This is a genomic window from Cupriavidus sp. OTU4054 (assembly GCF_038440175.1).
Taxonomy (GTDB): Bacteria; Pseudomonadota; Gammaproteobacteria; order Burkholderiales; family Burkholderiaceae; genus Cupriavidus; species Cupriavidus pauculus_D.
The window spans coordinates 215,885-241,667 of sequence record NZ_JASATF010000001.1; the positions used below are offsets into that span (position 1 = coordinate 215,885).

Below are 25,783 nucleotides of genomic sequence, written 5' to 3' on the forward strand. Positions count from 1 at the left end.
GCAGGTAAACCCCAATGAGTACGACACCCTCCCCTTCGCTGGCCAAGTCCGGCCTCTATGTGCTGCTGGCCGGCCAGTTATTGCCGCAAATCGACTTCTCGATCGTCAACGTAGCCCTCAACGCCATCGAGCAGTCGCTGCACGCGACCGCCACCGAACTCGAACTGATGGTCGCCGTCTACGGCGTGGCGTTTGCCGTCTGCCTCGCCATGGGCGGGCGCCTCGGCGACAACTTCGGCCGCCGCCGCGTGTTCAATATGGGCGTGCTGCTGTTCGGCATCGCCTCGCTGCTGTGCGGCATCGCCGATTCGATGCTGATGCTGCTGGCCGCGCGCGTGCTGCAGGGCACCGCGGCCGCGCTGTTGGTGCCGCAGATCCTCGCCACGATCCACGTGGGCCTGCGCGGCCCCGCGCATTCGCGCGCGATCGCGCTGTTCGGTTCTGTCAGCGGCATCGCGTTCATCATCGGGCAGGTGCTCGGCGGCGTGCTCGTCTCCGCCGATATCGCCGGACTCGGGTGGCGCAGTGCGTTCCTGATCAACCTGCCGGTCTGCGCGGCCATCCTCGTGCTGTCGCCACGGCTCATTCCCGAGACGCGCCGCGAGAATGCGTTCGGCATCGACGTGCCGGGCACCGCGATCCTCGCGGTCGTGATCATGGCGATCCTCGTGCCGCTGGCCATGGGTCCGACCATGCACTGGTCCTGGCCATTGCTGGCCACGATGGCCGCCGCGGTTCCGCTGATCGCGCTGCTCTGGCGTGTGGAACTGAATCAGGAGCGCCGGGGCCTGCATCCGCTGCTGCCGCCCTCGCTGATGCGCCTGCCGAGCGTGCGCTTCGGCCTCGCGATCGCCATCCTGCTGTTCACGAGCTGGAGCGGCATGATGTTCGTGCTGGCACTCGCGCTGCAATCGGGCGCGCATCTGTCGCCGACCCAGTGCGGCAATGCGTTTATCGCGCTCGGTACCGCGTACTTCATCTGCGCCGTGCTCAGCGCGCGCATCGTCGCGGCCATCGGCCGCACACGCACGCTGATCGCCGGCTGCGCGATTCATATCGTCGGCATGCTCGCGCTGTGCTACACGCTGCATCACGTGTGGCCGCATCCGACGTGGCTGGACCTTGCCCCGCCGACCGTGGTGATCGGCTTCGGCAATGCGCTGATGGTGGGTTGTTTCTATCGCATCGGGCTGGCCGATATTCCGGCCGACCACGCGGGCGCGGGAAGCGCGATGCTGGCGACGATGCAGCAGGCCGCGTTCGGCCTGGGCTCGGCATTGCTGGGGACGGTGTTCGCGCAGGTGCTGCACCACCATGCGGGTGCCGCGATCCCGCCGGGCGCCTACCTCGATGCCACACAGGCGGGACTGGGCGCGGAACTGCTGCTGATTGTGCTGTTGCTGGCGGGCGCGCTGCGCTACCACGCGCGGCATGGGCAGCCGGTCGTGCCGGCCGCCGCCTGCCCGTCACGGTAAACCGTCGTCGCGATCAGTCGTCGCGATCAGTCGTCATAATCCGCGGGGAGCTCGGGAAAGAGGACTTCGGTAAAGCCGAAGCGCGAGAAGTCCTCGATCCGCATCGGGTACAGCACGCCGAGCAGGTGGTCGCATTCGTGCTGCACCACGCGCGCATGGAACCCGTCCGCGACGCGCTCGATGCGGTGCCCTTCGATGTCGTAGCCCGAGTACCGCAGATGCGTGTAGCGCGGTACCACGCCGCGCATGCCGGGCACCGACAGGCAACCTTCCCAACCCTCTTCGCGCTCTTCCGACAGCGGTTCGATGACGGGGTTGATCAGCACCGTCTTCGGCACCATCGGCCGGTCGGGCTGATTGGGCATGCGATCGAACCCGAAGATCACGACCTGCAGGTCCACGCCGATCTGCGGCGCCGCCAGGCCCGCGCCGTTCGCATGGGCCATCGTGTCGAACATGTCCTCGACCAGCGCGCGCAGTTCGGGCGTGTTGAACCGCGTCACGGGTTGCGCGATCCGCAGCAGTCGCGAATCGCCCATCTTCAGGATGTCTCGAATCATCGTGTTCCCTCCGGTTCAGCCCGCACTCGCGTCGCCCGCCAGTTCGGCGAGCAGTGCCAGCATGCCATCCTCGTCGATCACGGCCACGCCGAGCGACTGGGCCTTCTCGAGCTTGCTGCCCGCCTCGGCCCCGGCCACCACGTAATCGGTCTTCTTCGACACCGAACCCGCCACCTTGGCGCCCAGCGCCTCGAGCCGCTCCTTGGCTTCCTCGCGCGAGAGCGTGGGCAGCGTGCCCGTCAGCACGAACGTCTTGCCCGCGAGCGGCGCCGGCACGCGCGCGGCCGGTTCGCTCTCCGACGGGGTCACGCCCGAAGCCAGCAGATCCTCGATGACCTGTCGGTTGTGTTCCTCGGCAAAGAAGTTCGCGATCGACTGCGCCACGACGGGGCCGACGTCATTGACCTCGAGCAGTGCCGCTTCGTCCGCATCCATGACCGCCTGCAGCCTGCCGAAGTGTTTGGCCAGATCCTTGGCCGTAGATTCCCCGACGTGGCGAATGCCCAGTGCGAAGATGAAACGATTGAGCATCGGCGTGCGCGAACGTTCGATGGCCTCGACGATATTGGCGGCCGACTTGTCCGCCATGCGGTCGAGCGCCGCGAGCTTCATCACGCCGAGCTTGTACAGATCGGCCGGCGTGCGCACGATGCCCTGATCGACGAGCTGCTCGACGAGCTTATCGCCGAGGCCTTCGATATCCATCGCGCGGCGCTGCGCGAAATGCAGCAGCGCCTGCTTGCGCTGGGCGGCGCAGATCAGCCCGCCCGTGCAACGCGCGATGGCCTCGCCTTCGAGCTTCTCGATATGCGAGCCGCATACAGGGCATGCGGTCGGCATCACGAACGCGCGCGCGTCCGCGGGCCGGCGCTCGGCCACCACCGCCACGACCTCCGGAATCACGTCGCCGGCGCGGCGCACGATCACGGTGTCGCCGATATGCACATCCTTGCGGCGAATCTCGTCCTCGTTGTGCAGCGTCGCGTTGGTCACCGTGACGCCCCCGACGAACACGGGCGCCAGCCGCGCCACCGGCGTGATCGCGCCGGTACGGCCGACCTGCACCTCGATGTCCTCGACGATCGTGGTCATCTCCTGCGCGGGAAACTTGTGCGCGAGCGCAAAGCGCGGCGCGCGCGAGACAAAGCCCAGTTGCTCCTGCTCTGCCAGCGCGTTGACCTTGTAGACCACGCCGTCGATGTCGTACGGCAGCTGGTCGCGGCGCGCGCCGATATCGCGATAGAACGCGAGCAGGCCCGGCGCGCCCTTGACCACGCGGCGCTCGGCACAGACGGGCAGCCCCAGCCGCGCAAAACCGTCCAGCATCACGCTGTGCGTGACGGGACGATCGGCGCCCTGCAGTTCGCCGAGACCGTAAGCGAAGAACGACAGCGGACGCTTCGCGGTAATGCGCGGATCCAGCTGACGCAGGCTGCCGGCGGCCGCATTGCGCGGATTGACGAAGGTCTTCTCGCCGGCCTCGGCCTGGCGCGCATTGAGCTTGTCGAAGTCCTCGCGGTACATGAACACCTCGCCGCGCACTTCGAGCACGGCGGGCGCCTCGCCCCGCAGCTTGAGCGGAATGGCCTTGATCGTGCGCACGTTGGCGGTGACGTCCTCGCCCGTCTCGCCATCGCCGCGCGTGGCGGCCTGCACGAGCTTGCCGCCCTCGTAGCGCAGCGACATCGCCAGTCCGTCGAACTTGAGTTCGCAGGCGTACTCCACCGCGTTGTCGGGCACGCGCGCGGTCTCTTCCGCCTGACTGAACAGATCCTGCGGGGCGTCGGCGGCGGGCACGGGCACGGGGGCCGGACGCCCGAGGCCCTGCGCGCAGCGGCGGTCGAAGTTGACGACGTCGTCGTCCTCGAAGCCATTGTTCAGCGACAGCATCGGCACGCGATGCCGCACGGCATCGAACGCGGCAAGCGGCGCGCCGCCCACGCGCTGCGTCGGCGAGTCGTCGGTCAGCAGTTCGGGGTGTTCGGTCTCGAGCGCCTGCAACTCGCCGAACAGCGCGTCGTAGTCCGCATCGGGAATCGTCGGCGCATCCAGCACGTAATACTGGTAGCTATGGCGGTCGAGTTCTTCGCGCAGCCATTGCACGCGCTCCGCCGGCGCGGAGGTCGATGCCTGCGCGCCACGGGTTTTTCCGGTCATCGCGGCACTCCTAGAGGCTGAACAGTCGATGCGCGACGGGCGAGCCAGCCGGCATGCCACGTGCCTCGAGCTTTTCGTACAGCTTCTCCAGCTGGCCGAAAATCGCGACGAACGACGCCTCGCTCAGCGGCCGCATATTGTCATCGACGAGCTGCGCGCCCATGCGCTGCGCCAGGCTGTAGCCGTACTCGCACACGGTCTTGAACGGCTTGGTCGACTGCGCGGCCACCGGCACGTCCAGCAGCAGCGTGATCTGGCCGCCGGCGTTGATCGTCAGGTCGTCGCGCAGGAAGTTGGTATCGCCGAACTGCAGCGTGAACAGCGGACGCTGCACGCCGTCGCCATCGGCCTGATAGCGCGAGAAACGCGTGCCGTCGCGCGACAGCACGAGGCCGTCCTGCGTGGCCACGTTCTGCACGTACGCGGCCGACCACGGCGCACCATCGGAAATCACGTTGACGCCCAGCTGCACGTCGCAGCCCGCGGCAAACCCATCGAGCTCGCGCGCGTTGGCCACGGTCTCGGTCATGTCCGGCAGCTCGGCCGACGCGTCGAGCGCCTCGGCAAGCGCCTCGACCGCATTGACGAACTCCGAGAACTCGAGCGCGTTGAGCGGACCGCTGCGGTTGGCAAGCTGCACGGCCACCTGCAGGTCTTCATACTGGTGGCCCGCGGTCACGGGTTCCCACGCATTGGCTTCCACGCGCAGGCCTTCGATATGCACCTGCTTGGTCCCGGCACGGCGCAGACGTCCCGTGAGCGGGAGGATGCGATCGCCGGACGCCTTGCGTTCCAGGTGCATCGGCACGATGCAGTCGATCAGCGGGTCGATCACGGCCGGCGACGGCTGGCCATCCATCGGCGCGGTTTCGGGCTTCGGTTCCGGCTGGAGGCTCGCGGCGCCCAGTTGCGGCGACGACTGTGCCTCGGCGCTGGCCGTGGCCTGATTGGCCGCGGCAAGGTTGGCCGACTCGTCGTCGCCCGCTGCGGTGCCGGCCGCGTGAGTGCCATCGGCACCCTCGCCCGGCTTGCGCGCCACGGCGACCGCATTGGCCACCTCGTCCGCAACGGCCTCGTCGGCATCGGCGCCACCTGCCGCCGCATGCGCGGCCGCGGCCGCCACGCTGGCATCGCGCGCGTCGGCATCCTGGACCGCACCGGCCCCCACCGACACCTTGCCGGCACCGCCGAGCGTCGGCTCGCGGCGCGGGATATGTTCGGGCGGCGTCTCCTGCAGCTTGGCGGCCGTCTCGGGCCGCACGGTCTTGCCGACCACCGGCTCGCGCATCGGCGGCAGGTCGTCTTCCGGCATCAGCGGGCGCACGCGGCGCGACTTGTGGATCTGCCAACGGTTGTACGCCACCAGCAACAGCAGCAATACGACACCGGCGATGATCAGGGCATTCTGCAGTTCCATCAGGCGGCCTCCGCCATCGATACCGCTGCGTCCATATCCACCGCGACGATGCGCGATACGCCCTGCTCCTGCATCGTCACGCCGATGAGTTGATGGGCCATTTCCATTGCAATCTTGTTGTGCGAGATAAACACGAACTGCGTCTTGTCCGACATGCGCGCCACCATGTTCGCGTACCGCTCGGTGTTCGCGTCGTCGAGCGGCGCGTCCACCTCGTCCAGCAGACAGAACGGCGCGGGGTTGAGCTGGAACATCGCGAACACCAGCGCGATCGCGGTCAGCGCCTTCTCGCCGCCGGACAGCAGGTGAATCGTCGAGTTCTTCTTGCCGGGCGGCTGGGCCATGACCTGCACGCCGGCGTCGAGGATTTCCTCGCCGGTCATGATCAGGCGCGCCTGGCCGCCACCGAACAGCGACGGGAACAGCTCGCCGAAATGATGGTTGACCTGGTCGAACGTGCCCTGCAGCAGCGCGCGCGTTTCCTGATCGATCTTGGCAATCGCGTCCTCGAGCGTGTTGATCGCGTCGTTGAGGTCGGCGGACTGCGCGTCGAGGAACGTCTTGCGTTCGCGCGCGGCGGCCAGCTCGTCGAGCGCGGCCATGTTGACGGGGCCCAGCGCGTTGATCGCGTTGTTCAGGCGCGTGACTTCGCCCTGCAGGTACGACGGCTTGAGGTCGCCCGTGAGCTTGTCGGCCAGCGCGGCCTCATCGACTTCCGCCGTGGTCAGCTGCTCGCTGAACTGTTCCTGGTTCAGGCGCGCGGCCTGCTCCTTGAGCTGGTACTCGGTGATGCGGTCGCGCAGCGGCTGCAGGCTGCGCTCGGCGGCCAGGCGCTGTTCGTCGAACTGGCGCAGCTGTGCCGACAGCGCGTCGAGTTCGATGCGCGCGGCCGACAGCTTCTCTTCCTTCTCGGCCCGCACTTCGAGCGCTTCCTGCAGGCCCGTGTTCGCGGTCTGTTCGTTGATCGTCTCGAGTTCCGCGCGGGCATTCTCGAGCGACTCGCCGATGCGCTCCGTCTGGTCGGCCGCCATCTGGATATTGCGGCGCAGTTCGTCGATACGGCCCGACAGGTTGCGCTCGGCGAACAGCGCTTCCTGCGCGGCGCGCTCGAAGTCGCGCAACTGGTTGCGCGCGGTCGAGAGCTTGCCGTCCAGCGCGTCGAAGGCCATCTGCTGGTCCTCGTGCGCGGCCTGCAGGTCGGCAAGCGCGGCGTCGTGCTGCTCGAACGCGGCTTCCGATTCGGCGCGCACGGCGCGCTGCTCCTCGATCTGCGCCATGATCTCGGCGAGCTCGTCGCGAATCTGGCCGCTACGCGCGGAGAAACGCTCCATCGCCTGCGACAGCTTGAGCACGTCCATCTGCAGCGTGTGCACGCGGCGCGTGGCCTGCTCGGCGCGGCCGCGGGCCTCGCTCAGCGCCTGGCTCGCCTGCGTGTACGCCGCATCGGCGCGCACGGCCTGGCTCTTTGCCTCGTCGGACAGCAGCATCTGCGCGCGCACCTGCTTCTGCAGGTTCTCGATCTCCTGCTCGCGCGCGAGCATGCCGGCCTGTTCGGAGTCGGCAGCGTAGATCTGGATCGCGTTGCGGCCGATCAGGTGCCCCTCGGCCACGACGAACGATGCGCCATCGGGCAGCGTATGGCGCGCGCCCATCGCCTGCGCGATATCGGTGGCGGTATAGATATCGGCCAGCCAGTCCTGCATGACCGCGCGGATGCCGGGCTCGGTGATCTGCACGAGCGACATCAGCGGCCGCAGGCCTGCCGGTGCCTCGATCGGGCGCGCGGCCGGCGGCGGCGTATAGAACGCGAGCTTGGCGGGCGGCGCGTCGGAGAGGAAGGCCTTGACCCAGTCGAGGTTCGACACTTCCAGCGCGGCCAGCTTCTCGCGCAGCACGGATTCCAGCGCGTTTTCCCAGCCCGGCTCGATATGCACCTTCTTCCATAGCCGCGGCAGCTCGGCCAGGCCGTGGCGTTCGAGCCAGGGCTGGACCTTGCCGTCGGTCTGCACGTTTTCCTGCAGCTGGCGCAGCGCGGCCAGGCGCGCCTCGAGCGAGGCAATGGCGGCGGCTTCGCTCTGCACGCGCTCCTGCGCGGTGCGGCGATCGGCATCGAGGCGCGGTACGCTGTCCTCGCTGTCCATCAGCACGGCCTGCGCTTCCTCGAGCATGGCTTCCTGCTCGGCGAGTTCCTCGCGCTGCTGTTCCAGCCGGGTTTCGTCCGGACGGTCGAGCCCCTTCTCCTCGAGCGACAGGCGTTCGCGGCGCTGCTCGAGCTGTTGGAGCGTCTGGTCCGCGTTACGCTGCTGCGCGGCCTCGAGTTTCAGCGTCTGTTCGGCCTGCGCGATGGCGGTGCGCTGCTCGTTGAGGCGCTGCTGCGCATCGCGCCACTGCCCCTCGAGTGTCGGCAGTTCGTCGGTTTTCACCGCGACCGTTTCCTGCGCTTCCACCGTGCGGCCTTCGGCCACGGCGAGGCTTTCCTCGGCCTGCGCGAGTTCGTCGGCGGCCTGCTCGGCCTTGCCCTGCCACTGGTCGCGTTGCGCGGTCAGCGCGGCGATCTGCGCCTGCGCGCGATTGCGCGACTCCACGACGAAGCGGATCTCGGCCTCGAGCTTGCTGACCGTGGCATTTGCCTCGTACAGCGCGCCCTGTGCGGCATGCATGCCGTCCGACGCGGTGTAGTGCGCGGCGCGCATGGTCTCCAGCTCGGCTTCGACGTGGCGCAGCTGCGCGGTCTGGGCTTCGAGGTCGATCTGCGCCTGCTCGATCGCGCGCTGGTGGCGTTCCTGCTCGGCCTGGGCTTCGCGCTTGCGCAGCAGCCACAGCAGATGCTGTTTCTCCTCGCCCTCGGACTGCAGCGTCTTGAAGCGCTGCGCCACTTCGGCCTGCCCTTCGAGCTTGTCGAGGTTGGTGCCGAGTTCGCGCAGGATGTCCTCCACGCGCGTCAGGTTCTCGCGTGTGTCGGAAAGGCGGTTCTCGGTCTCGCGGCGGCGTTCCTTGTACTTGGACACGCCCGCGGCTTCTTCCAGGAAGATCCGCATGTCATCGGGCTTGGCCTCGATGATCCGCGAGATCATGCCCTGCCCGATGATCGCGTAGGCGCGCGGACCCAGGCCCGTACCGAGGAAGATGTCCTGGATATCGCGGCGGCGGACCGGCTGGTTGTTGATGTAGTACGAGGAAGTGCCGTCGCGCGTCAGCACGCGCTTGACGGCCACTTCGGCGTACTGGCTCCACTGGCCCGCCGCGCGGCCCTCGGCGTTGTCGAACACGAGTTCGACGCTCGCCCGGCCGGCCTGCTTGCGCGCCGTGGAACCGTTGAAGATGACGTCCTGCATGGACTCGCCGCGCAGCTCGGAAGCGCGTGACTCGCCCAGCACCCAGCGCACGGCATCAATGATGTTCGATTTGCCGCAGCCGTTGGGACCGACGATGCCGACCAGTTGGCCCGGCACTTGAAAATTGGTGGGATCGACGAAGGACTTGAAGCCCGCCAGCTTGATCGATGACAGTCGCACGTTGTCGTGTGGTTTTCGGCGTTACGGATGAGAATGCGGGCGGGCGTGGTGTCACGTGTGACTTAATACCCACTTTAAACCTGAGATGCCCGACGGAATGGCGACAATCATACCATCGCGAAACGCCCCACCGGCCGCTTTATCGACCGTTGCGCGCGGCACGAAAACCCACTCGGGTGACCCGGAAAAGTGTTGTATATCCAAGACTTGCGCGCCATGCTTGAACCAGTCTCTAGAACGCCTAATACCGACATCCAATTGTCACATGGGCAAATCGGATGGAAACTCGCCAGGGTTACACCCCAGACAACATGGAGAAGCCACATGACGTGGTCGGTCGATGAAATCGATTACGACGCCATAGACGTTTCACGCGTGCGCCCGAACCGCACGTTGTTCTACCTGCTGACCTCCGCGTCCTATATGGAGAGCGGCTCCGATACCTACGCCGGCAACCTCGCGCGCCACTATGCGGAGACGCCGGAAGCCGCGGGCTGGCTCAAGCAGCACTGGGAGCGCGAGGAACTCCAGCACGGCCTCGCGCTGCGCCGCTATGTGGAGCACGTCTGGCCGGACTTCGACTGGGAGGCCGGCTACGAACGGTTCTTCGGCGAATACCGCCTGACCTGCAACGACGACAACCTCGAAACCTCGCGCGCGCTGGAGATGGCCGCGCGCTGCGTGGTCGAGACGGGCACCGCCTCCTACTACCGCGCGCTCGCTTCGGCCAGCGACGAACCCGTGCTGCGGGACCTCGCGCGCCGCATCTCCAGCGACGAGGTGGGCCACTACAAGCACTTCTTCCGCTACTTCAACGACCTGAACGGCCGCGAGCGCCATGGCCGCCTGAAGGTGCTCGGCGTGATCGCGCGCCGGCTGCTGGAGATCAAGAACGACGACGCCGAGATCTCGCTGCGCAATATCCTGCGCGTGGAGCGCGGGCAGGACGAGATTCCGGCCGCCGACGTGGCCGCGCTGAATTCCCGGTGCAGCGACGTGGTGCGGCATAACCTGCCCATCGAGATGACGATCAAGATGCTGTTGCGGCCGCTGCACCTGCATGCCCGCATCGAGCGTCTCGTGCATCGTCCGCTGGTCGCGATGGTGTCCCTGACCATCCTGCGCTAGCGCCGGGCGCGGGCGGGTCTGGCGCGGTAGGATCGGGGGCGGCATTCCTCTATAATGCTGCGTTTCCACCGCATGCAAAGCCAAGCCACTGTGAACCCGCGCCTCGACCTGCTCCAGACCTATCCTTTCGAGAAACTGCGCGCGCTGGTGGCCGACGTGAAACCCGCCGACATCCCGGCGATCAGCTTCGGCATCGGCGAGCCCAAGCACCCGACGCCGCAGTTCATCAAGGACGCGATGATCGAGTCGCTCGGCGGCCTCGCGGTCTACCCGAGCACCATCGGCTCCGACGCGCTGCGCCAGACCGTCGCGCGCTGGCTCGAGCGCCGGTACCGCCTGCCGGAGGTCGATGCCCTGACGCAGGTGCTGCCCGTGGCCGGCTCGCGCGAGGCGCTGTTCGCGTTCGCGCAGACCGTGATCGATGCCTCCCGGCCGAATCCGCTGGTGGTGTGCCCGAACCCGTTCTACCAGATCTACGAAGGCGCGGCGCTGCTGGCCGGCGCGCGGCCGATCTTCGCGAACAGCGATCCCGCGCGCAACTTCGCGCCCGCGTTCGAACAGATTCCCGACGTGGCCTGGGCCGACGTGCAACTGCTCTACGTCTGCTCGCCGGGCAATCCGACGGGCGCCGTGATGTCCCTCGAGGACTGGAAGCAACTGTTCGCGCTGTCGGACCGCCACGGTTTCGTGATCGCGTCCGACGAGTGCTATTCCGAAATCTACTTCGACGAAGCCAACCCGCCGCTGGGCGCGCTGGAAGCCGCGCACAAGCTGGGCCGCGGCTTCGAGCGCCTGGTCATGTTCTCGAGCCTTTCCAAGCGCTCGAACGTGCCGGGCCTGCGCTCGGGTTTCGTCGCCGGCGATCCGGCGCTGCTCAAGAAATTCCTGCTGTACCGCACGTACCACGGCACCGCGATGAGCGCCGCCGTGCAGGCCGCCAGCGTGGCCGCGTGGAACGACGAAGTGCACGTCCGCGACAATCGCGCGGCCTACGTGGAGAAATTCCGCGAGGTCACGCCGATGCTGTCGGAAGTGCTCGACGTCGCGCTGCCCGATGCCGCGTTCTACCTGTGGGCCGACGTGTCGCGCACGGGCCTGTCGGACACCGAGTTCGCGCGTCGCCTGCTGGCCTCGCAGAACCTCACGGTACTGCCCGGCAGCTTCCTCGCGCGCGACGCGCACGGCGTGAATCCCGGCGTCAACCGCGTGCGCATGGCGCTGGTCGCCACGCCCGAGGAATGCCGCGCGGGCGCGCGCCGCATCGTCGAGTTCTGCAAGTCGCTGGGCTGACCCCAACAAACCATCTACGACATTTCGATTTTTCGACTGAGAAAACCATCATGACGCAAGCCCTGCAAGCCCTGATCGATCAAGCCTGGGAAGACCGCGCGAGCCTGTCGCCGAAGTCGGCGCCCGCCGATATCCGCGAGGCCGTGGCCAACGTGATCTCGCAACTGGACTCGGGCGCCCTGCGCGTGGCCGAGAAGCAAGGCAAGGACTGGATCGTCAACCAGTGGATCAAGAAGGCCGTGCTGCTGTCGTTCCGCCTGGAAGACAACGCGCCGATGAGCGCCGGCGGCTTTGCCCAGTTCTACGACAAGGTGCCGACGAAGTTCGCCAACTGGTCGGGCGACGACTTCGCCAAGGCCGGCTTCCGCGTGGTGCCGCCCGCCGTGGCGCGCCGCGGTTCGTTTATCGCGAAGAACGCCGTGCTGATGCCGTCGTACGTGAACATCGGCGCCTATGTCGATGAAGGCACGATGGTCGATACCTGGGCCACGGTCGGTTCGTGCGCGCAGATCGGCAAGAACGTCCACCTGTCGGGCGGCGTGGGCATCGGCGGCGTGCTGGAGCCGCTGCAGGCCAACCCCGTCATCATCGAGGACAACTGCTTTATCGGCGCGCGTTCGGAAGTCGTGGAAGGCGTGATCGTCGAAGAAAACTCGGTGATCTCGATGGGCGTGTACCTCGGCCAATCGACCAAGATCTACGATCGCGAAACGGGCGAGATCCACTACGGCCGCGTGCCGGCGGGCTCGGTCGTCGTGGCCGGCAACCTGCCCTCGAAGGACGGTTCGTACAGCCTGTACTGCGCCGTGATCGTGAAGAAGGTCGACGCGCAGACGCGCGCCAAGACCAGCCTGAACGACCTGCTGCGCGGCGACTGATCGCATTGCCCCGCATGGCTCTGGACCCCGCGACCGTCGGCACCGTCCTGTCGCTGCTGCCCACCATTCTCGAGCAGGCCAACAAGACCATCGAGAAGATCAAGAAGGGGCGGCGCAAGGACGGTTCGCCCGATAACGCCGACGCGCCCGGCGGCCGCGCGCTCGGCGATGCCGATTCCCAGGCGCGCATTGCCGAGCTCGAGGCGGCCGCGGTCCAGCAGGCGGAGGCCGTCAAGCTGCTGGCCGAGCAGCACGCGATCACGATCGAGGCGCTGCGCAAGGAAGCGGCCCGCCTCGACCGCCGCCTGCGCCTGATGACGGCGGTGGCGATGGGTGGCGTGGCGCTCGGCATCGGCGCGCTCGTGATCGCCCTCAATCTCCTGCTCCGAACATCATGACCGTCCTGCTCTACGGCATTCCCAACTGCGACACCGTCAAGAAGGCGCGCACCTGGCTCGCCGACAACGGCGTCGACTACACGTTCCACGACTTCAAGAAGCAAGGCGTCAGCGAAACGATGCTGCGCGGCTGGCTGAAGCACGTGCCGCTGACCACGCTGCTCAACAAGAAGGGCACCACGTACCGCGCGCTGTCGGATGCCGACAAGGCCCGCGCGGAAAGCGAAGCGGGTGCGATCGCGCTGATGCAGCAGAGCCCGTCGCTGATCAAGCGGCCCGTGCTCGAGTCCGCGGGCAAGGTCGAAGTCGGGTTCAAGCCCGAACAGTATTCCGGTATTTTCTAAGCGATCTTTGTTCATGAATCCCACGCTCGCCCTCACCGAAGACCTGATGCGCCGCCGCTCGGTCACGCCCGCCGACGAAGGCTGCCAGGCCGTGCTCGAGTCGCGCCTCAAGGCGCTCGGCTTCACCTGCGAGGCCATCGTCAGCGGCCCCGACGACTTCCGCGTGACCAACCTCTGGGCGGTCAAACGCGGTACGCAGGGCAAGGACGGCAAGCTGCTCGCGTTCGCGGGCCATACCGACGTCGTGCCTACGGGCCCGCTCGACCAGTGGTCGTCGGACCCGTTCCTGCCGACGCACCGCGACGGCAAGCTCTACGGCCGCGGCGCCGCGGACATGAAGACGTCGATCGCGGGCTTCGTGGTCGCCGTCGAGGAATTCGTGCAGGCGCATCCGGCCCACGCGGGCTCGATCGCGTTCCTGATCACCAGCGACGAGGAAGGTCCCGCCCACGACGGCACCGTCAAGGTCGTGGAAGCGCTGCGCGCGCGCGGCGAGCGCCTGGACTACTGCGTGGTCGGCGAGCCGACCTCGGTCGATACGCTCGGCGACATGGTCAAGAACGGCCGCCGCGGCTCGCTGTCGGGCAAGCTCACCGTGAAGGGTGTGCAGGGCCATATCGCCTACCCGCACCTCGCGCGCAATCCGATCCATCTGGCCGCGCCCGCGCTGACCACGCTCGTCGGCGAGACGTGGGACGAAGGCAACGAATACTTCCCGCCGACCACGTGGCAGATGTCGAATATCCACGCGGGCACGGGCGCGACCAACGTGATTCCGGGTCACGTGACCATCGACTTCAACTTCCGTTTTTCCACGGCAAGCACGCCGGACGGCCTCAAGGCGCGCGTGCATGCGATTCTCGACGCGCACCAGCTCGACTACACGCTCGACTGGACGCTCGGCGGCGAGCCGTTCCTGACGCCGCGCGGCGACCTGTCGGAAGCGTTGACGGCGGCGATCGCCGCGGAGACGGGCGTCAAGACCGAGCTCTCGACGACCGGCGGCACGTCGGATGGCCGTTTTATCGCAAAGATCTGTCCGCAGGTGATCGAATTCGGTCCGCCGAACGCGAGCATCCACAAGATCGACGAGCACGTCGAAGTGCGCTTTATCGAGCCGCTCAAGAACGTCTATCGCGGCGTGCTCGAACGCCTCATCGCCTAATCATTTCCGCATCATGGCCCCTACTGCTTCAAACTCCCCGCTGCGCACCGTGCGCGATCTGCTGCGCTACGCGGTGTCGCGCTTCCATGGGGCCAAGCTCTCGTTCGGCCACGGCAGCGCCAACGCGTACGACGAGGCCGCCTACCTCGTGCTCCATACGCTGACGCTGCCGCTCGACACGCTCGACCCGTTCCTCGACGCGCGCCTGCTGCCCGAGGAAATCGACGCGGTGCTGGCCGTGATCGAGCGCCGTGTCACCGAGCGCGTGCCGGCCGCGTACATCACGCACGAAGCCTTCATGCACGGCCTGCGCTTCTACGTGGACTCGCGCGTGATCGTGCCGCGCAGCTTCGTGGGCGAACTGCTGCAGGAAGGCCTCGAGCCGTGGGTCGGCGACGTGTCGCAGATCGGCCCCGTGCTGGAACTCTGCACGGGCTCTGGCTGCCTGCCGATCATCGCGGCACATGTCTGGCCCGAGGCGCGCATCGACGCGGTGGACCTCTCGCCCGACGCGCTCGCCGTGGCGCGCCGCAATGTCGCCGACTACCGCATGGAGGATCGTATCTCGCTGTACGAGGGCGACCTCTACGATCCGCTGCCCGCGGGTGCCACGTACGACGTGATCCTGACCAACCCGCCCTACGTCAACGAAGCGTCGATGCGCGACCTGCCGCCGGAATACCTGGCGGAGCCGCGCATGGCGCTGGCGGGCGGCGACGATGGGATGGACATCGTGCGCCGGATCGTCGCGGGCGCGAAAAAGCGCCTCAATCCGGGTGGCGTGCTCGTGGTCGAGATCGGCAACGAGCATGCGAATGTCGAGGCCGCGTTCCCCGATCTCGAGATCGTCTGGCTGCCGGTCAGCGCGGGCGAGGAACAGGTGTTCCTCGTCACCTACGAAGCCCTTCCTGGCTAATTTCCACTTGTTGCAATAGTGGCATGCGTGCCACGGTTCTTTGTTGCAATCCGCGGCCTGCTTGACGGCTTGCCGCGGCGATAGGATCATTCGGGCCTTTACGAATCGTAATGCGACTGGTTCGCATTACGATTATCAGACTCGTTTCCATCCTTTCGATCCGTCATGACCTTTTGCCGCACCCCTCGCGTTCGTCCTATTGCCGCTCTCGCCCGCACGGTGGTGCTGGCCGGTTTCCCGCTCTGCGGTGCCGCGCTCGCCCAGACCGCCACGCCCGCGCCCGAAGCCGCGCTGCCGACCGTGACCGTGCAGGCGCGGCAGGACATCGACGTGGGCCCGCAGCTCGAGAAGAAGGCATCGGGCGGCGCCCTCGGCAACCGCACGCAGCTGGAGACGCCGTTCTCGACGACCGTCGTCAGCGGTGACGACATTGCCGATCGCGGCGTGACCAAGATCGGCGACGTGTTTTTCAACGACGCGTCGGTGACGGACAACAGCAATCCGGGCAATGCCTGGGCGTCGTACACGACGGTGCGCGGCCTGCAGCTCGACTGGCGCAACGCGTACAAGATCAACGGCATGCCGTTTATCGCGTACGGCATCACCATGCCCTACGAGCAGCTCGAGCAGGTGGAACTGCTCAAGGGCGCATCGGGCTTCATGTACGGCTTCGGCAATCCGGGCGGCACGGTCAACTACGTGACCAAGAAGCCGACCGACCAATTCACGGCCAGCGTCGACCTCGGCTACCGCTCGTCGCACGTCTGGACCGAGCACGTCGACGTCGGCGGCCGCGCGGGCCCCGACAACATGTTCGGCTACCGCCTGAACCTCACGCACGAGGAAGGCAAGCCCAGCAACGCCGTCGGCCTGAACCGCAATACCGTCTCGCTGGGCCTCGACGCGCGCATCACGCGGGACCTGACCTGGACGTTCGACGGCATCTACCAGGACCGCAACACCTGGGGCGGTACGCCGTCCTTCTATGTGGGCGGCATTCCGGCCGGGGGCCAGCTCCCGAGCGTGATCAGCGGCCGTGGCGGCCTGTATGCGGGCCCGGACACGCACTTCTACTCGAACCTGCAGGTCTACCAGACGGGCCTGCGCTATCGCCTCAACGACGACTGGACCGTCAGCACCACGTACAGCTTCAGCAAGCAGTCGCGCACGCGTAACGAGTCGACGTTCTTCCTCTCGAACGCGGCCGGCGATTACACGGACCTGCGCTACGACGGCTCCGAGAGCCAGCAGTTCACCAACTGGACGACGATGGTCGAGGGCAAGTTCCGCACGGGCTTCCTGCGCCATGAACTGGTGGCAGGCCTGAGCTGGCAGGAACAGATCGACCGTTACAGCAGCAACTACGTCAACACTCCACTGCCCGGCGGCAACCTGTTTGCTCCGTACGTGGGCCAGTACTACAGCCAGTGGGGCATGAACAAGTACCGCGCCGGCGATACCACGCAGAAGGCCGCGTTCGTCAGCGATACCGTCCACATCACCGACAAGTGGTCGGTGCTCGGCGGCCTGCGCGTGACGAATTACGAGCAGAACGGCTACGGCACGCCGGGTTCGGTCGGTGGCGACTCGAACTACAACAAGCATGGCCTGCTGACGCCGACCGCGGCGATCATGTTCAAGCCGATGCCGAGCACGATGCTGTACGCGAGCTACGTCGAGTCGTTCGACGGCGGCGGTATCGTATCGTCGTTCTATTCGAACGCCGGCCAGGCGCTGACGCCCGCGAAGAGCCGCCAGTACGAAGTGGGCGCAAAGACCGAACAGGGCATCTGGAACGGCACCGCCGCGCTGTTCCGCATCGAGCAGCGCACCGAGTACGGCCGCAACGCGGGCACGGGCACGCTGCCCGTGTTCGTGCAGGACGGCAAGTCGATCTATCAGGGCGTGGAACTCGCGGCGGGCGCGCGCATCGGTTCGCAGTGGGAAGTCGGCGGCAGCGCGATGTACCTCGACAGCTACTACGACCAGGGCCAGGCCAATATCGGCAACCGCGTGGCGGGCGCGCCGAACTTCATGCTGACGGGTCGCCTGGCCTATCGCGTACCTGTCGTGCCGGGCCTGAAGGTCGGCATCGACGGCAAGTACACGAGCACGGTCAAGGCGCGCCCGGAAGGCGACCTGACGCTCGGCGGCTATACGATCTTCAACCTCGGCGCGACGTACAACACGCGCATCGCGGGCAAGGAAGTCACGCTGCGCGCCGCGCTGAGCAACCTGACCAACAAGCGCTACTGGGGCTTCCAGTACGCGAGCTATATCCAGCCCGCGGATCCGCGCGCGGTCAGCATCAGCGCGAAGATCGCGTACTGAGTTCCGGCTTCGTTTCTGCCTGGCAAAGCAAAGGGCACACCGCGGTGTGCCCTTTTTTCATCGATGCTCCGGCTCCCGCTTATTGCGGACCCACCGAGAAGATCGTGCCGTTCGACGACACCTGATAGTAGTCGGCCCCGACGCCGACCCAGTGATGGCCCTTTCTCGGGGCCGGCAGGTCGTATTGCTTGTAGTTGTCGATCACGTACTGGCGATCGCGGAACTCCGTCGGGAGCTTGTCACCCTTGCTCCATTTCTGCGGCGCGTACGGCGACTGCGCGCCCATCGGCGGGGCTGGCGGCCGGCCGCCGCTCATGGCGGGCGGCGGGCCCGGCGGGCGTTGCTGCGACATGCCCGGATCGCCCTGCATGCCAGGGCCACCGGGACCGCCAGGTCGCATGGGACGGCCATAACCGCCACCGCCCGTGGCAGGTGGCATCGGCGTGGCCGTCGAGGGCGAGCCGCCCGCCTGGCCCGGTGCGGGCATCGGGCGCGGACCCATCGGCGCGGTCTGGCCCGGCACGTCGCCCGGCATCTGGTTGGTGGGCTGCGCATGGAGCCACGGCGTGGCCAGCAGACCCGTGGCGACGAGGATGGATGGTATTAACGACTTCGTTTTCATCGTGATCTCCTCACTGATGGAACGTAGGCCGCCCGGCCGGGCAACCTGAACTCAGGTTAGTAGCAATTGCGGGGCCTGCCCCCGCCGAGCCCCGAATTGTCGTGCGCCGGCGGCCAACTTGCCGCTTTCCGCCGCGTGTTCGGGCGTGCCGGGCTTGTAGTTTTGGCATGCGCTTGTCAGATTGACTTGCTGCACCGCGCCACAAGTCGTCCTTGCGCATCGTGTCAACGTCTCCTAAAAATTGGTCTGACCGCCTGACCCTTTGACCCGTCCTGTCGAGGTGACATGCCCATCCAGCAGATCGAGCCGCGACGTCTCTATCGCCAGATCGCCGACCAGTTGCGCCGGCTGATCGAAGGCGGCGAGTTTCCGGCCGGCAGGCGTCTGCCGGCGGAGCGCGACCTCGCCGTGCAACTGGGCGTGTCGCGACCCTCGGTGCGCGAGGCGCTGATCGCGCTCGAGGTCGAGGGGTTCGTCGAGGTGCGCATGGGTTCGGGCATCTACGTGTGCGACGTCCATGCTCCGGAACGCGCGCGCACGGACAGCGTCGTTGCCGAGTCTCCGCTCGACGTCATTCGCGCGCGCCAGACCATCGAAGGCGAAATGGCCGCGACCGCCGCGCGGCGCTGCACGCCCGCGCTGCTGCAGGGCCTCGATGCGGCAATCGAGATGATGGTCGAGGAAGCCGGCAGCGGACAGATTCCGGTGCGGGGCGACCGGCTGTTTCACCTGCGCATCAGCGAAACCGCGGAGAACGCAGTGCTCGTGCGGCTGGTGGCCGAACTGTTCGACGAACGGCAGAACCCGCTGTGGGCGCAGTTCGGCAACCACTTTGAGAACGCACAGAGCTGGCATGCCGCGATTGCCGAGCACCGCGCGGTGGTCGATGCCATCGCCTCGGGCTCGCCCGATGCCGCGCGCGCGGCCATGTGCGACCACCTCGAACTGTCGCACCAGCGTTTCTATGCAGCCTGGCCCGGCGCGTCCGACGCCAGCCGTGCCGCCGTGGCTTCGCTCAAGGAGACCTCGTGATGTCGCTGACTACCCCGTCGTTGACTACGCCGTCGTTGACCATGCCGTCGTTGACTATGCATATCCACGGGAGCGAGGATCTTCGCTACACCGAGACCGAGGCCCCCTCTCCCGGCCCGCACGACGTTCGCGTGCGCCTCGGCGCGGCCGGCATCTGCGGTTCGGACCTCCATTACTTCTTCCACGGCAAGGTCGGCGCGTTCGTGATCCGCGAACCGCTGACGCCGGGTCACGAAGCGGCGGGCACCGTCGACGCCGTGGGCAGCGCCGTCACGCGGCTCGCGCCCGGCATGAAGGTCGCGATCAATCCCTCGCATGCGTGCGGCCAGTGCGACTACTGCCGCGAGGGCCGCGACAACCTCTGCCGCAATATGCGGTTTCTGGGCAGCGCGAGCGTGTATCCGCACGTGCAGGGCATGTTCCGGCAACACTTCCTCATGCATGAGCGCCAGCTCACGCCCGTCGATACCGATCTCTCGCTTGGCGAGCTCGCGTTCGCGGAACCGCTGTCGGTGGCGCTGCATGGCGTCAACCGCGCGGGCCCGCTGCTCGGCAAGACGGTACTGGTGACGGGCGGCGGCACCATCGGCAGCCTGACCGTGATGGCCGCGCGCCTTGCCGGCGCGGCGCGCATCGTCGTCTGCGATATTGCCGACCGCCCGCTCGAGGTCGCGCGCACGGTGGGCGCCGACGAGACGATTCGCAGCGATCAGGCCACACCGGCCGAATTGCAGGACATCGCCGATATCAGCCTCGAAGCGGCGGGCAGCCCAGGCGCGCTGGCCACCTGCCTCGCGGCGACGCGCCGCGGCGGACGCATCGTGCAGATCGGCACGCTGCCCGCGGAGGGCCTCCACTTTCCCGCCAACAGCGTGATGGCGCGCGAGCTCGACTACGTCGGCGCATTCCGCTTTGGCCGCGAATTCGACTGGGCGGTGCAGACCCTGGCGCGCCGCCGCCTGGACGTGCGCCCGCTGCTGTCCGCGCAATTGCCGCTGGCACGGGCGATCGAAGCGTTTCACCTCGCGGCCGACAAGGGCCGCAGTACGAAGGTGCAGTTGACCGGTTAGCCCCCGCGCGACGGCTCGCAGAGGCCGCGCGTCCATAACGGAAATCAGGAGACATCCATGTTGCGCAATCATCGGTTCGCGTCATTCGGTCGGTTCTCGTCGTTCGTCCTCGGTGCCGCGCTGCTGATGGCCGGCATTGCCATGCCCGCCGCGGCGCAGGCCCCCGCCCCCACCAAGCTCAAGTGGGCCCACGTCTACGAGACCTCGGAGCCGTTCCACAAGTGGTCCGTGTGGGCGGCCGAAGAAATCAAGAAGCGCAGCAACGGCAAGTACCAGATCGACGTGTTCCCGGCCTCGCAGCTCGGCAAGGAGAACGATATCAACCAGGGCCTCGTACTGGGCACGGTGGACATCATCATCTCGGGGTCGAGCTTCGCCGCGAAGTCGTTCCCGCGCATCGGCGTGACGTACTACCCGTACACGTTCCGCGATCCCGCTCACCTCGTGGCCTACACCAAGAGCGATATCTACAAGGAGCTCACGCGCGGCTACGAGGAGAAGACCGGCAACCATATCGTCTCCACCACGTACTACGGCACGCGCCAGTCCACGTCGAACAAGCCGTTCGCGCACTGCGCGGAGATGAAGGGCCTGAAGATGCGGGTGCCGGACGTGCCCGCCTACCTCGCCATGCCGCGCGCGTGCGGCGTCAACACCTCGCCGATCGCGTTCGCCGAGGTCTACCTCGCGCTGCAGAACGGTACCGTGGAGGCGCAGGAGAACCCGCTCGGCACCATCGAGGCGAAGAAGTTCTACGAGGTGCAGAAGTACATCGTGCTCACGGGCCACATCGTCGATCACCTGAACACCATCGTCGCGGGCGGGCTGTGGAAGAAGCTCCCCGATGCCGACAAGCAGATGTTCACGGAGGTGATGCAGCAGGCCGCGGTCAAGGCGACCGAGGACGTGGCCGCGCGCGAGAAGGAGCTTGTCGATGTGTTCACGAAGAAGGGCATTACCGTGACGCAGATCAGCGTGCCCGAGTACCGCGATGCCGTGCTCAAGAACGTGAGCTTCGAATCGCAGGGGTACCGCAAGGCCGATTGGGAAAAGATCCAGGCGGTGAAGTGACATGGCCACGCACGCATCCAACGCGGTACGCAAGCCACCCGACGAGGCGTCGGCCCCCTCCCCCCATATGTCCTCGGTGGAGGACATCGTCCAGAGCTTCGAGGAAGCCGACGCGCAGCCGGTCGATATCTCGGGGCACGGGGTCGAGGACTGGTTCACCGTCGGGCTGTTCTGGATCATGACGGTGCTCGTGTTCCTGCAGTTCTTCACGCGCTACGTGATGAACGACTCGCTGTCCTGGACCGAGGAACTGGCGACGTACTGCCTGATCGGCGTGGTCTTCATCGGTTCATCGATGTGCATGCACCGCTGCCGGCATATCCAGGTGGACCTGCTCTACCGCTACCTGCCGCACGGCGCGGCGCGCGTGCTGTCCACGCTCGTCGATATCGTGCGCAGCGCGTTCTTCGCGTACGCGGCCTGGCTGGTCTGGCGCTACATCGGCATCGTGGGCGAGGAGCCGATGACGACGATCGAATGGAACAAGAGCCATGTGTACTGGTTCGCGCTCGCCGGTTTCATCCTGATGTTCGCGCGGTCCTGCCAGGTCAGCTGGGAGAACTGGCGCCGCGGCTACTCGATCCTCGAGCGGCCGCAGGCCTTCGAAGCCATCGACGACTGACCGCGGAGCGCACACCATGTGGACCCTGATCCTGTCCTTCCTCGCCCTGATGCTGGTCGGCATGCCCGTCGCCGTGGCGATGGCCCTTGCGTCGCTGCTCTATATCTGGACCAGCGGCACCGTGCCCGACGTCATCCTTGCGCAGCGGATGATCGCGGGCGTGGAAAGCTTTCCGCTGCTCGCGGTGCCGTTCTTCATCCTTGCCGGCAACCTGATGAACGTGGCCGGCATCACGGGCCGCATCTACAACTTCGCGGTGGCGCTCGTGGGCTGGATGCGCGGCGGCCTCGGGCACGTGAACATCATCGGCTCCGTGATCTTCTCGGGCATGTCGGGCACGGCCATCGCCGACGCGGCCGGCCTCGGCACCATCGAGATCAAGGCCATGAAGGACCATGGTTACGAGACGGAGTTCGCGGTCGGTGTGACTGCCGCCTCGGCCACGCTCGGACCCATCATCCCGCCGTCGCTGCCGTTCGTGATCTACGGCATGATGGCCAACGTGTCCATCGGCTCGCTGTTCCTCGCCGGCATCGTCCCGGGCCTCGTCCTCACGCTGTTCATGATGGCCACGGTCGCGTGGATCGCGCGCCGGCGCGGCTGGGGCGGCGACACGGCGTTCTCGTGGAAGCTGCTGGGTTCGGCCAGCATCGAGATCGTCGTCGTGCTCGCGTTCCCGCTCGCCATCTGGCTGATGACGCAGGCCGGTGTCTCGACGAACATGGCCGCGCTGTCGGCGCTCGTCATCCTCCTCGCGCTCGACTGGTACTTCGACTTCTCGGCCGTGATGGCGCTGATGGCGCCCGTGATCCTGATCGGCGGCATGACGCTCGGCTGGTTCACGCCGACCGAGGCCGCCGTGGCCGCGGTCATCTGGGCCCTGTTCCTCGGGCTCGTGCGTTACCGCTCGATGAGCCTGCGCGCGCTGACCAAGGCCACGCTCGACACGATCGAGACCACGGCATCGGTGCTGTTCATCGTCACCGCGGCATCGATCTTCGCGTGGCTGCTGACCACGAGCCAGGCCGCGCAGATGCTGACCGACGCGATTCTCGGGTTCACGCAAAACAAGTGGGTGTTCCTGCTGCTGGCCAACCTGCTGATTCTGCTCGTGGGCTGCTTTATCGACACGACTGCCGCCATCACGATCCTCGTGCCGATTCTGCTGCCGATCGTGCTCAAGCTCGGCATCGATCCGATCCACTTTGGACTCGTGATGACGCTGAACCTGATGATCGGCCTGCTCCACCCGCCGCTCGGCATGGTGCTGTTCGTGCTCGCGCGCGTGGCGAAGCTGTCGGTGGAGCGCACGACGATGGCGATACTGCCGTGGCTCGTGCCGCTGTTCCTCACGCTGATCGCCATCACCTACGTGCCGCAGATCACGCTGTGGCTGCCACAGATGGTGGGCACCAAATAGCCGGTGGGCACCCAATAACCGTTCCATCCCCTCAGGGAGTTCGCATGTCACAGAGACTGGCAGGGAAGCTCGCGCTCGTCACGGCCGCGGGCCAGGGCATCGGCCGCGCCACCGTGGAAGCCTTCCTGCGCGAAGGCGCGCGCGTCATTGCGGCCGATATCAACCCGGAAGCGCTGGCCGAACTCGCCCGCCTGCCGCAATGCACCGCGCGCCGGCTCGACGTGACGGACGCCGCCGCGGTCGATGCGGCCGCCGCGGAGATCGGCGCGATCGATATTCTCTTCAACGGCGCGGGCTACGTACACCACGGCAACATCCTCGACTGCGATGCCGACGCCTTCGATTTCTCGATGACGCTCAACGTCACCGCGATGTACCGCATGATGCGCGCGTTCCTGCCCGCGATGGTGGAGCGCCGGCGCGGGTCGATCATCAACATGTCGTCGGTGGCCGGCAGCATCAAGGGCGCTCCGAACCGCTTCGTCTACGGCGCCAGCAAGGCCGCCGTGATCGGCATGACCAAGTCGGTCGCGGCCGATTTCATCGCGCACGGCATCCGCTGCAACGCGATCTGCCCGGGCACCGTGGAGTCGCCCTCGCTGCGGCAGCGTATCGACGACCAGTCGCGGCGCAGCGGTCGGTCCCTCGCGCAGGTGGAAGCGGACTTCGTCGCGCGCCAGCCGATGGGCCGCATCGGCACCGCGGCCGAGATTGCCGCGCTGGCGGTCTACCTCGCCGCCGACGAATCGGCATTCACGACCGGTACCGCGCAGATCATCGACGGCGGATGGTCCAACTGACGCCATGACCGCCCCCACCGCTCCGAACACCGTCCGCATGCACGCGAACGACGATATCGTCATCGCGTGCCGCCAGTTGATCGCCGGTACCGTGCTCGCCGAAGACGGCGTGACGGTGCAGGGACTGATTCCCGCCGGCCACAAGGTGGCCGTGCGCGCGATCGCGGCCGGCGCGCCCGTGCGCCGCTATAACCAGGTCATCGGCTTTGCGCGGCAGGATATCGCGCCGGGCCAGCACGTGCATACGCACAACCTTGCGATGGGAACCTTCGCGCGCGATCATGCGGCCGGCGCGGATGTGCACGCCACCGACTACGCCACGGACAAGGCGACGTTCGAGGGCATCGTGCGCGCGGATGGCCGCGTGGCCACGCGCAACTACATCGGCATACTGACCTCGGTCAACTGCTCGGCCACGGTCGCGCGCGCCATTGCCGACCACTTTCGCCGCGATATCCATCCGGAGGCGCTCGCGCAGTATCCCAATATCGATGGCGTGGTCGCGCTCACGCACGGCGCGGGCTGCGCGACCGACAGCGATGGCGAGAACCTGCGCGTGCTGCGGCGCACGCTGGCCGGCTATGCGCGGCATCCGAACTTCGCCGCCGTGCTCGTGGTCGGCCTGGGCTGCGAGACCAACCAGATCGACGCGCTGCTCGCGGAACCGGGGCTCGGCGATCTGGCGGCGGGGCCGCGCTTCCACAGCTTCAATATCCAGGACACCGGCGGCACGACAAAGACCGTGGCGCGTGGTGTGGGCGTGGTGCAGGCGCTGCTCGACGATGCCAATCGCGTCACGCGCCAGCGCGTGCCCGCGCGCCATCTGATCGTGGGCCTGCAATGCGGAGGGTCCGACGGATATTCGGGCATCACCGCCAATCCCGCGCTCGGCGCGGCCGTCGATCTGCTCGTCCGCCATGGCGGCACCGCGATCCTGTCCGAGACACCCGAGATCTACGGGGCCGAGCATCTGCTCACGCGCCGCGCGGTATCGCCGGCCGTTGCCGAACGCCTGCTCGCGCGCATCCGCTGGTGGGAGGACTACTGCGCGCGCAACGCGGGCAATCTCGACAACAATCCGTCGGCCGGCAACAAGGCCGGCGGCCTGACCACGATCCTCGAGAAATCGCTCGGCGCGGTGGCCAAGAGCGGCACGACCAACCTCGTCGAGGTGTACGAGTTCGCGCAGCCCGTGCAAGCGCAGGGGCTCGTGTTCATGGACACGCCCGGCTACGACCCCGTTTCCGCCACGGGACAGGTGGCCGGCGGCGCCAACCTGATCTGCTTCACCACGGGCCGGGGCTCGGCCTATGGGTGCGCGCCCTCGCCTTCGCTCAAGCTGTCCACGAACAATGCGCTGTTCGCGCGACAGGCCGAGGACATCGACATCAACTGCGGCGACATCCTCGATGGCGCGAGCACGGTCGCGCAGAAAGGCGAGGCGATCTTCCGGCTGATGCTCGAGACCGCGTCCGGCCACAAGACGCGCAGCGAGCTGCATGGCTACGGGCAGAACGAGTTCGTGCCGTGGGCGCTCGGCGCCGTGATGTAAACCATAAGGTCAAGACAGGA

General features: G+C 67.0%; 21 protein-coding genes. 16 read left to right on the plus strand and 5 right to left on the minus strand.

The genetic code is table 11. The features are described 5' to 3' along the window. Positions 1-14 precede the first annotated feature (14 nt). Complete coding sequence (locus tag AAHB16_RS01025) at positions 15-1,475, plus strand: MFS transporter (protein ID WP_342049822.1); 1,461 nt, start codon at positions 15-17, stop codon at positions 1,473-1,475. A gap of 26 nt (positions 1,476-1,501) precedes the next feature. On the opposite strand, the gene def is transcribed toward AAHB16_RS01025, so the two are convergent. Genes def through smc form a run of 4 tightly spaced genes read right to left on the minus strand, consistent with a single transcriptional unit; the run spans position 1,502 to position 9,124 of the window. Continuing rightward, positions 1,502-2,035 carry a peptide deformylase gene (gene def / locus AAHB16_RS01030; RefSeq protein WP_150371980.1) on the minus strand — a complete coding sequence of 178 codons (534 nt, stop codon included), beginning with the start codon at positions 2,033-2,035 and terminating at the stop codon, positions 1,502-1,504. Between the two features lie 15 nt (positions 2,036-2,050). After that, positions 2,051-4,192, minus strand: coding sequence for an NAD-dependent DNA ligase LigA (gene ligA, locus AAHB16_RS01035; protein ID WP_342049823.1), 2,142 nt, complete (start codon positions 4,190-4,192; stop codon positions 2,051-2,053). A 10-nt stretch (positions 4,193-4,202) separates the two neighbouring features. After that, positions 4,203-5,609, minus strand: coding sequence for a cell division protein ZipA C-terminal FtsZ-binding domain-containing protein (locus AAHB16_RS01040; protein ID WP_150371982.1), 1,407 nt, complete (start codon positions 5,607-5,609; stop codon positions 4,203-4,205). Next, positions 5,609-9,124, minus strand: a complete 3,516-nt coding sequence (gene smc, locus AAHB16_RS01045) for a chromosome segregation protein SMC (protein ID WP_150371983.1) — start codon at positions 9,122-9,124, stop codon at positions 5,609-5,611. The genes AAHB16_RS01040 and smc overlap by 1 nt, the downstream gene beginning before the upstream one ends. Positions 9,125-9,448: 324 nt before the next feature. Between smc and AAHB16_RS01050 the strand changes: the two genes are divergently transcribed. From AAHB16_RS01050 to AAHB16_RS01085, 8 genes are all read left to right on the plus strand, one after another. Next, on the plus strand, positions 9,449-10,252 hold the full coding sequence (locus AAHB16_RS01050) for a ferritin-like domain-containing protein (RefSeq protein ID WP_150371984.1): 804 nt from the start codon (positions 9,449-9,451) through the stop codon (positions 10,250-10,252). Positions 10,253-10,342: 90 nt separating this feature from the next. Then, entirely contained in the window at positions 10,343-11,542 is a 1,200-nt protein-coding gene (gene dapC / locus AAHB16_RS01055) for a succinyldiaminopimelate transaminase (RefSeq protein ID WP_342050013.1), read from the plus strand. A gap of 50 nt (positions 11,543-11,592) precedes the next feature. Further along, positions 11,593-12,420 carry a 2,3,4,5-tetrahydropyridine-2,6-dicarboxylate N-succinyltransferase gene (dapD, locus tag AAHB16_RS01060; RefSeq protein ID WP_150371985.1) on the plus strand — a complete coding sequence of 276 codons (828 nt, stop codon included), beginning with the start codon at positions 11,593-11,595 and terminating at the stop codon, positions 12,418-12,420. Positions 12,421-12,434: 14 nt separating this feature from the next. Further along, positions 12,435-12,818 carry a hypothetical protein gene (locus tag AAHB16_RS01065; protein WP_150371986.1) on the plus strand — a complete coding sequence of 128 codons (384 nt, stop codon included), beginning with the start codon at positions 12,435-12,437 and terminating at the stop codon, positions 12,816-12,818. Beyond that, positions 12,815-13,162 (plus strand): arsenate reductase, encoded by a 348-nt coding sequence (locus tag AAHB16_RS01070; RefSeq protein WP_150371987.1) that lies wholly within the window; start codon positions 12,815-12,817, stop codon positions 13,160-13,162. The genes AAHB16_RS01065 and AAHB16_RS01070 overlap by 4 nt, the downstream gene beginning before the upstream one ends. Positions 13,163-13,175: 13 nt before the next feature. Continuing rightward, positions 13,176-14,327, plus strand: coding sequence for a succinyl-diaminopimelate desuccinylase (gene dapE, locus AAHB16_RS01075; RefSeq protein ID WP_342049824.1), 1,152 nt, complete (start codon positions 13,176-13,178; stop codon positions 14,325-14,327). Between the two features lie 13 nt (positions 14,328-14,340). Then, the gene (prmB, locus tag AAHB16_RS01080) at positions 14,341-15,243 is read left to right on the plus strand and encodes a 50S ribosomal protein L3 N(5)-glutamine methyltransferase (protein ID WP_150371989.1); all 903 of its coding nucleotides are present in this window, start codon (positions 14,341-14,343) and stop codon (positions 15,241-15,243) included. Between the two features lie 165 nt (positions 15,244-15,408). After that, complete coding sequence (locus AAHB16_RS01085; protein ID WP_150371990.1) at positions 15,409-17,574, plus strand: TonB-dependent siderophore receptor; 2,166 nt, start codon at positions 15,409-15,411, stop codon at positions 17,572-17,574. Positions 17,575-17,653: 79 nt separating this feature from the next. Here the strand turns inward: AAHB16_RS01085 and AAHB16_RS01090 are convergent, their stop codons facing one another. Further along, positions 17,654-18,196, minus strand: a complete 543-nt coding sequence (locus tag AAHB16_RS01090; RefSeq protein ID WP_223851459.1) for an RcnB family protein — start codon at positions 18,194-18,196, stop codon at positions 17,654-17,656. Between the two features lie 285 nt (positions 18,197-18,481). Between AAHB16_RS01090 and AAHB16_RS01095 the strand changes: the two genes are divergently transcribed. The 7 genes from AAHB16_RS01095 (at position 18,482) to AAHB16_RS01125 (ending at position 25,763) form a co-directional block, all read left to right on the plus strand. Beyond that, complete coding sequence (locus AAHB16_RS01095) at positions 18,482-19,228, plus strand: FadR/GntR family transcriptional regulator (protein ID WP_342049825.1); 747 nt, start codon at positions 18,482-18,484, stop codon at positions 19,226-19,228. Beyond that, entirely contained in the window at positions 19,228-20,298 is a 1,071-nt protein-coding gene (locus tag AAHB16_RS01100) for an L-idonate 5-dehydrogenase (RefSeq protein ID WP_446718048.1), read from the plus strand. Before AAHB16_RS01095 ends, AAHB16_RS01100 begins: the two co-directional genes overlap by 1 nt. 126 nt (positions 20,299-20,424) lie before the next feature. After that, complete coding sequence (locus tag AAHB16_RS01105; protein ID WP_150373796.1) at positions 20,425-21,369, plus strand: sialic acid TRAP transporter substrate-binding protein SiaP; 945 nt, start codon at positions 20,425-20,427, stop codon at positions 21,367-21,369. Between the two features lies 1 nt (position 21,370). Continuing rightward, positions 21,371-21,991: a TRAP transporter small permease gene (locus tag AAHB16_RS01110; RefSeq protein ID WP_150371992.1), complete on the plus strand. Its 621-nt coding sequence runs from the start codon at positions 21,371-21,373 to the stop codon at positions 21,989-21,991. A 16-nt stretch (positions 21,992-22,007) separates the two neighbouring features. After that, positions 22,008-23,411, plus strand: a complete 1,404-nt coding sequence (locus AAHB16_RS01115; protein WP_342049827.1) for a TRAP transporter large permease — start codon at positions 22,008-22,010, stop codon at positions 23,409-23,411. A 44-nt stretch (positions 23,412-23,455) separates the two neighbouring features. Next, a complete protein-coding gene (locus tag AAHB16_RS01120) occupies positions 23,456-24,211 on the plus strand; it encodes an SDR family oxidoreductase (protein ID WP_150371994.1) in 756 nt (251 codons plus the stop codon). A 4-nt stretch (positions 24,212-24,215) separates the two neighbouring features. Beyond that, positions 24,216-25,763 (plus strand): UxaA family hydrolase, encoded by a 1,548-nt coding sequence (locus AAHB16_RS01125; protein ID WP_342049828.1) that lies wholly within the window; start codon positions 24,216-24,218, stop codon positions 25,761-25,763. The last annotated feature ends 20 nt before the right edge of the window (positions 25,764-25,783 follow it).

What these genes read in the sequence shown, in the direction of transcription:
- AAHB16_RS01025 (WP_342049822.1), top strand. Translation starts at nt 15, where the DNA reads ATGAGTACGACACCCTCCCCTTCGCTGGCCAAGTCCGGCCTCTATGTG.
- def (WP_150371980.1), bottom strand. Translation starts at nt 2,035, where the DNA reads ATGATTCGAGACATCCTGAAGATGGGCGATTCGCGACTGCTGCGGATC.
- ligA (WP_342049823.1), bottom strand. Translation starts at nt 4,192, where the DNA reads ATGACCGGAAAAACCCGTGGCGCGCAGGCATCGACCTCCGCGCCGGCG.
- AAHB16_RS01040 (WP_150371982.1), bottom strand. Translation starts at nt 5,609, where the DNA reads ATGGAACTGCAGAATGCCCTGATCATCGCCGGTGTCGTATTGCTGCTG.
- AAHB16_RS01050 (WP_150371984.1), top strand. Translation starts at nt 9,449, where the DNA reads ATGACGTGGTCGGTCGATGAAATCGATTACGACGCCATAGACGTTTCA.
- dapD (WP_150371985.1), top strand. Translation starts at nt 11,593, where the DNA reads ATGACGCAAGCCCTGCAAGCCCTGATCGATCAAGCCTGGGAAGACCGC.
- AAHB16_RS01065 (WP_150371986.1), top strand. Translation starts at nt 12,435, where the DNA reads ATGGCTCTGGACCCCGCGACCGTCGGCACCGTCCTGTCGCTGCTGCCC.
- AAHB16_RS01070 (WP_150371987.1), top strand. Translation starts at nt 12,815, where the DNA reads ATGACCGTCCTGCTCTACGGCATTCCCAACTGCGACACCGTCAAGAAG.
- dapE (WP_342049824.1), top strand. Translation starts at nt 13,176, where the DNA reads ATGAATCCCACGCTCGCCCTCACCGAAGACCTGATGCGCCGCCGCTCG.
- prmB (WP_150371989.1), top strand. Translation starts at nt 14,341, where the DNA reads ATGGCCCCTACTGCTTCAAACTCCCCGCTGCGCACCGTGCGCGATCTG.
- AAHB16_RS01085 (WP_150371990.1), top strand. Translation starts at nt 15,409, where the DNA reads ATGACCTTTTGCCGCACCCCTCGCGTTCGTCCTATTGCCGCTCTCGCC.
- AAHB16_RS01090 (WP_223851459.1), bottom strand. Translation starts at nt 18,196, where the DNA reads ATGAAAACGAAGTCGTTAATACCATCCATCCTCGTCGCCACGGGTCTG.
- AAHB16_RS01095 (WP_342049825.1), top strand. Translation starts at nt 18,482, where the DNA reads ATGCCCATCCAGCAGATCGAGCCGCGACGTCTCTATCGCCAGATCGCC.
- AAHB16_RS01100 (WP_446718048.1), top strand. Translation starts at nt 19,228, where the DNA reads ATGTCGCTGACTACCCCGTCGTTGACTACGCCGTCGTTGACCATGCCG.
- AAHB16_RS01105 (WP_150373796.1), top strand. Translation starts at nt 20,425, where the DNA reads ATGGCCGGCATTGCCATGCCCGCCGCGGCGCAGGCCCCCGCCCCCACC.
- AAHB16_RS01110 (WP_150371992.1), top strand. Translation starts at nt 21,371, where the DNA reads ATGGCCACGCACGCATCCAACGCGGTACGCAAGCCACCCGACGAGGCG.
- AAHB16_RS01115 (WP_342049827.1), top strand. Translation starts at nt 22,008, where the DNA reads ATGTGGACCCTGATCCTGTCCTTCCTCGCCCTGATGCTGGTCGGCATG.
- AAHB16_RS01120 (WP_150371994.1), top strand. Translation starts at nt 23,456, where the DNA reads ATGTCACAGAGACTGGCAGGGAAGCTCGCGCTCGTCACGGCCGCGGGC.
- AAHB16_RS01125 (WP_342049828.1), top strand. Translation starts at nt 24,216, where the DNA reads ATGACCGCCCCCACCGCTCCGAACACCGTCCGCATGCACGCGAACGAC.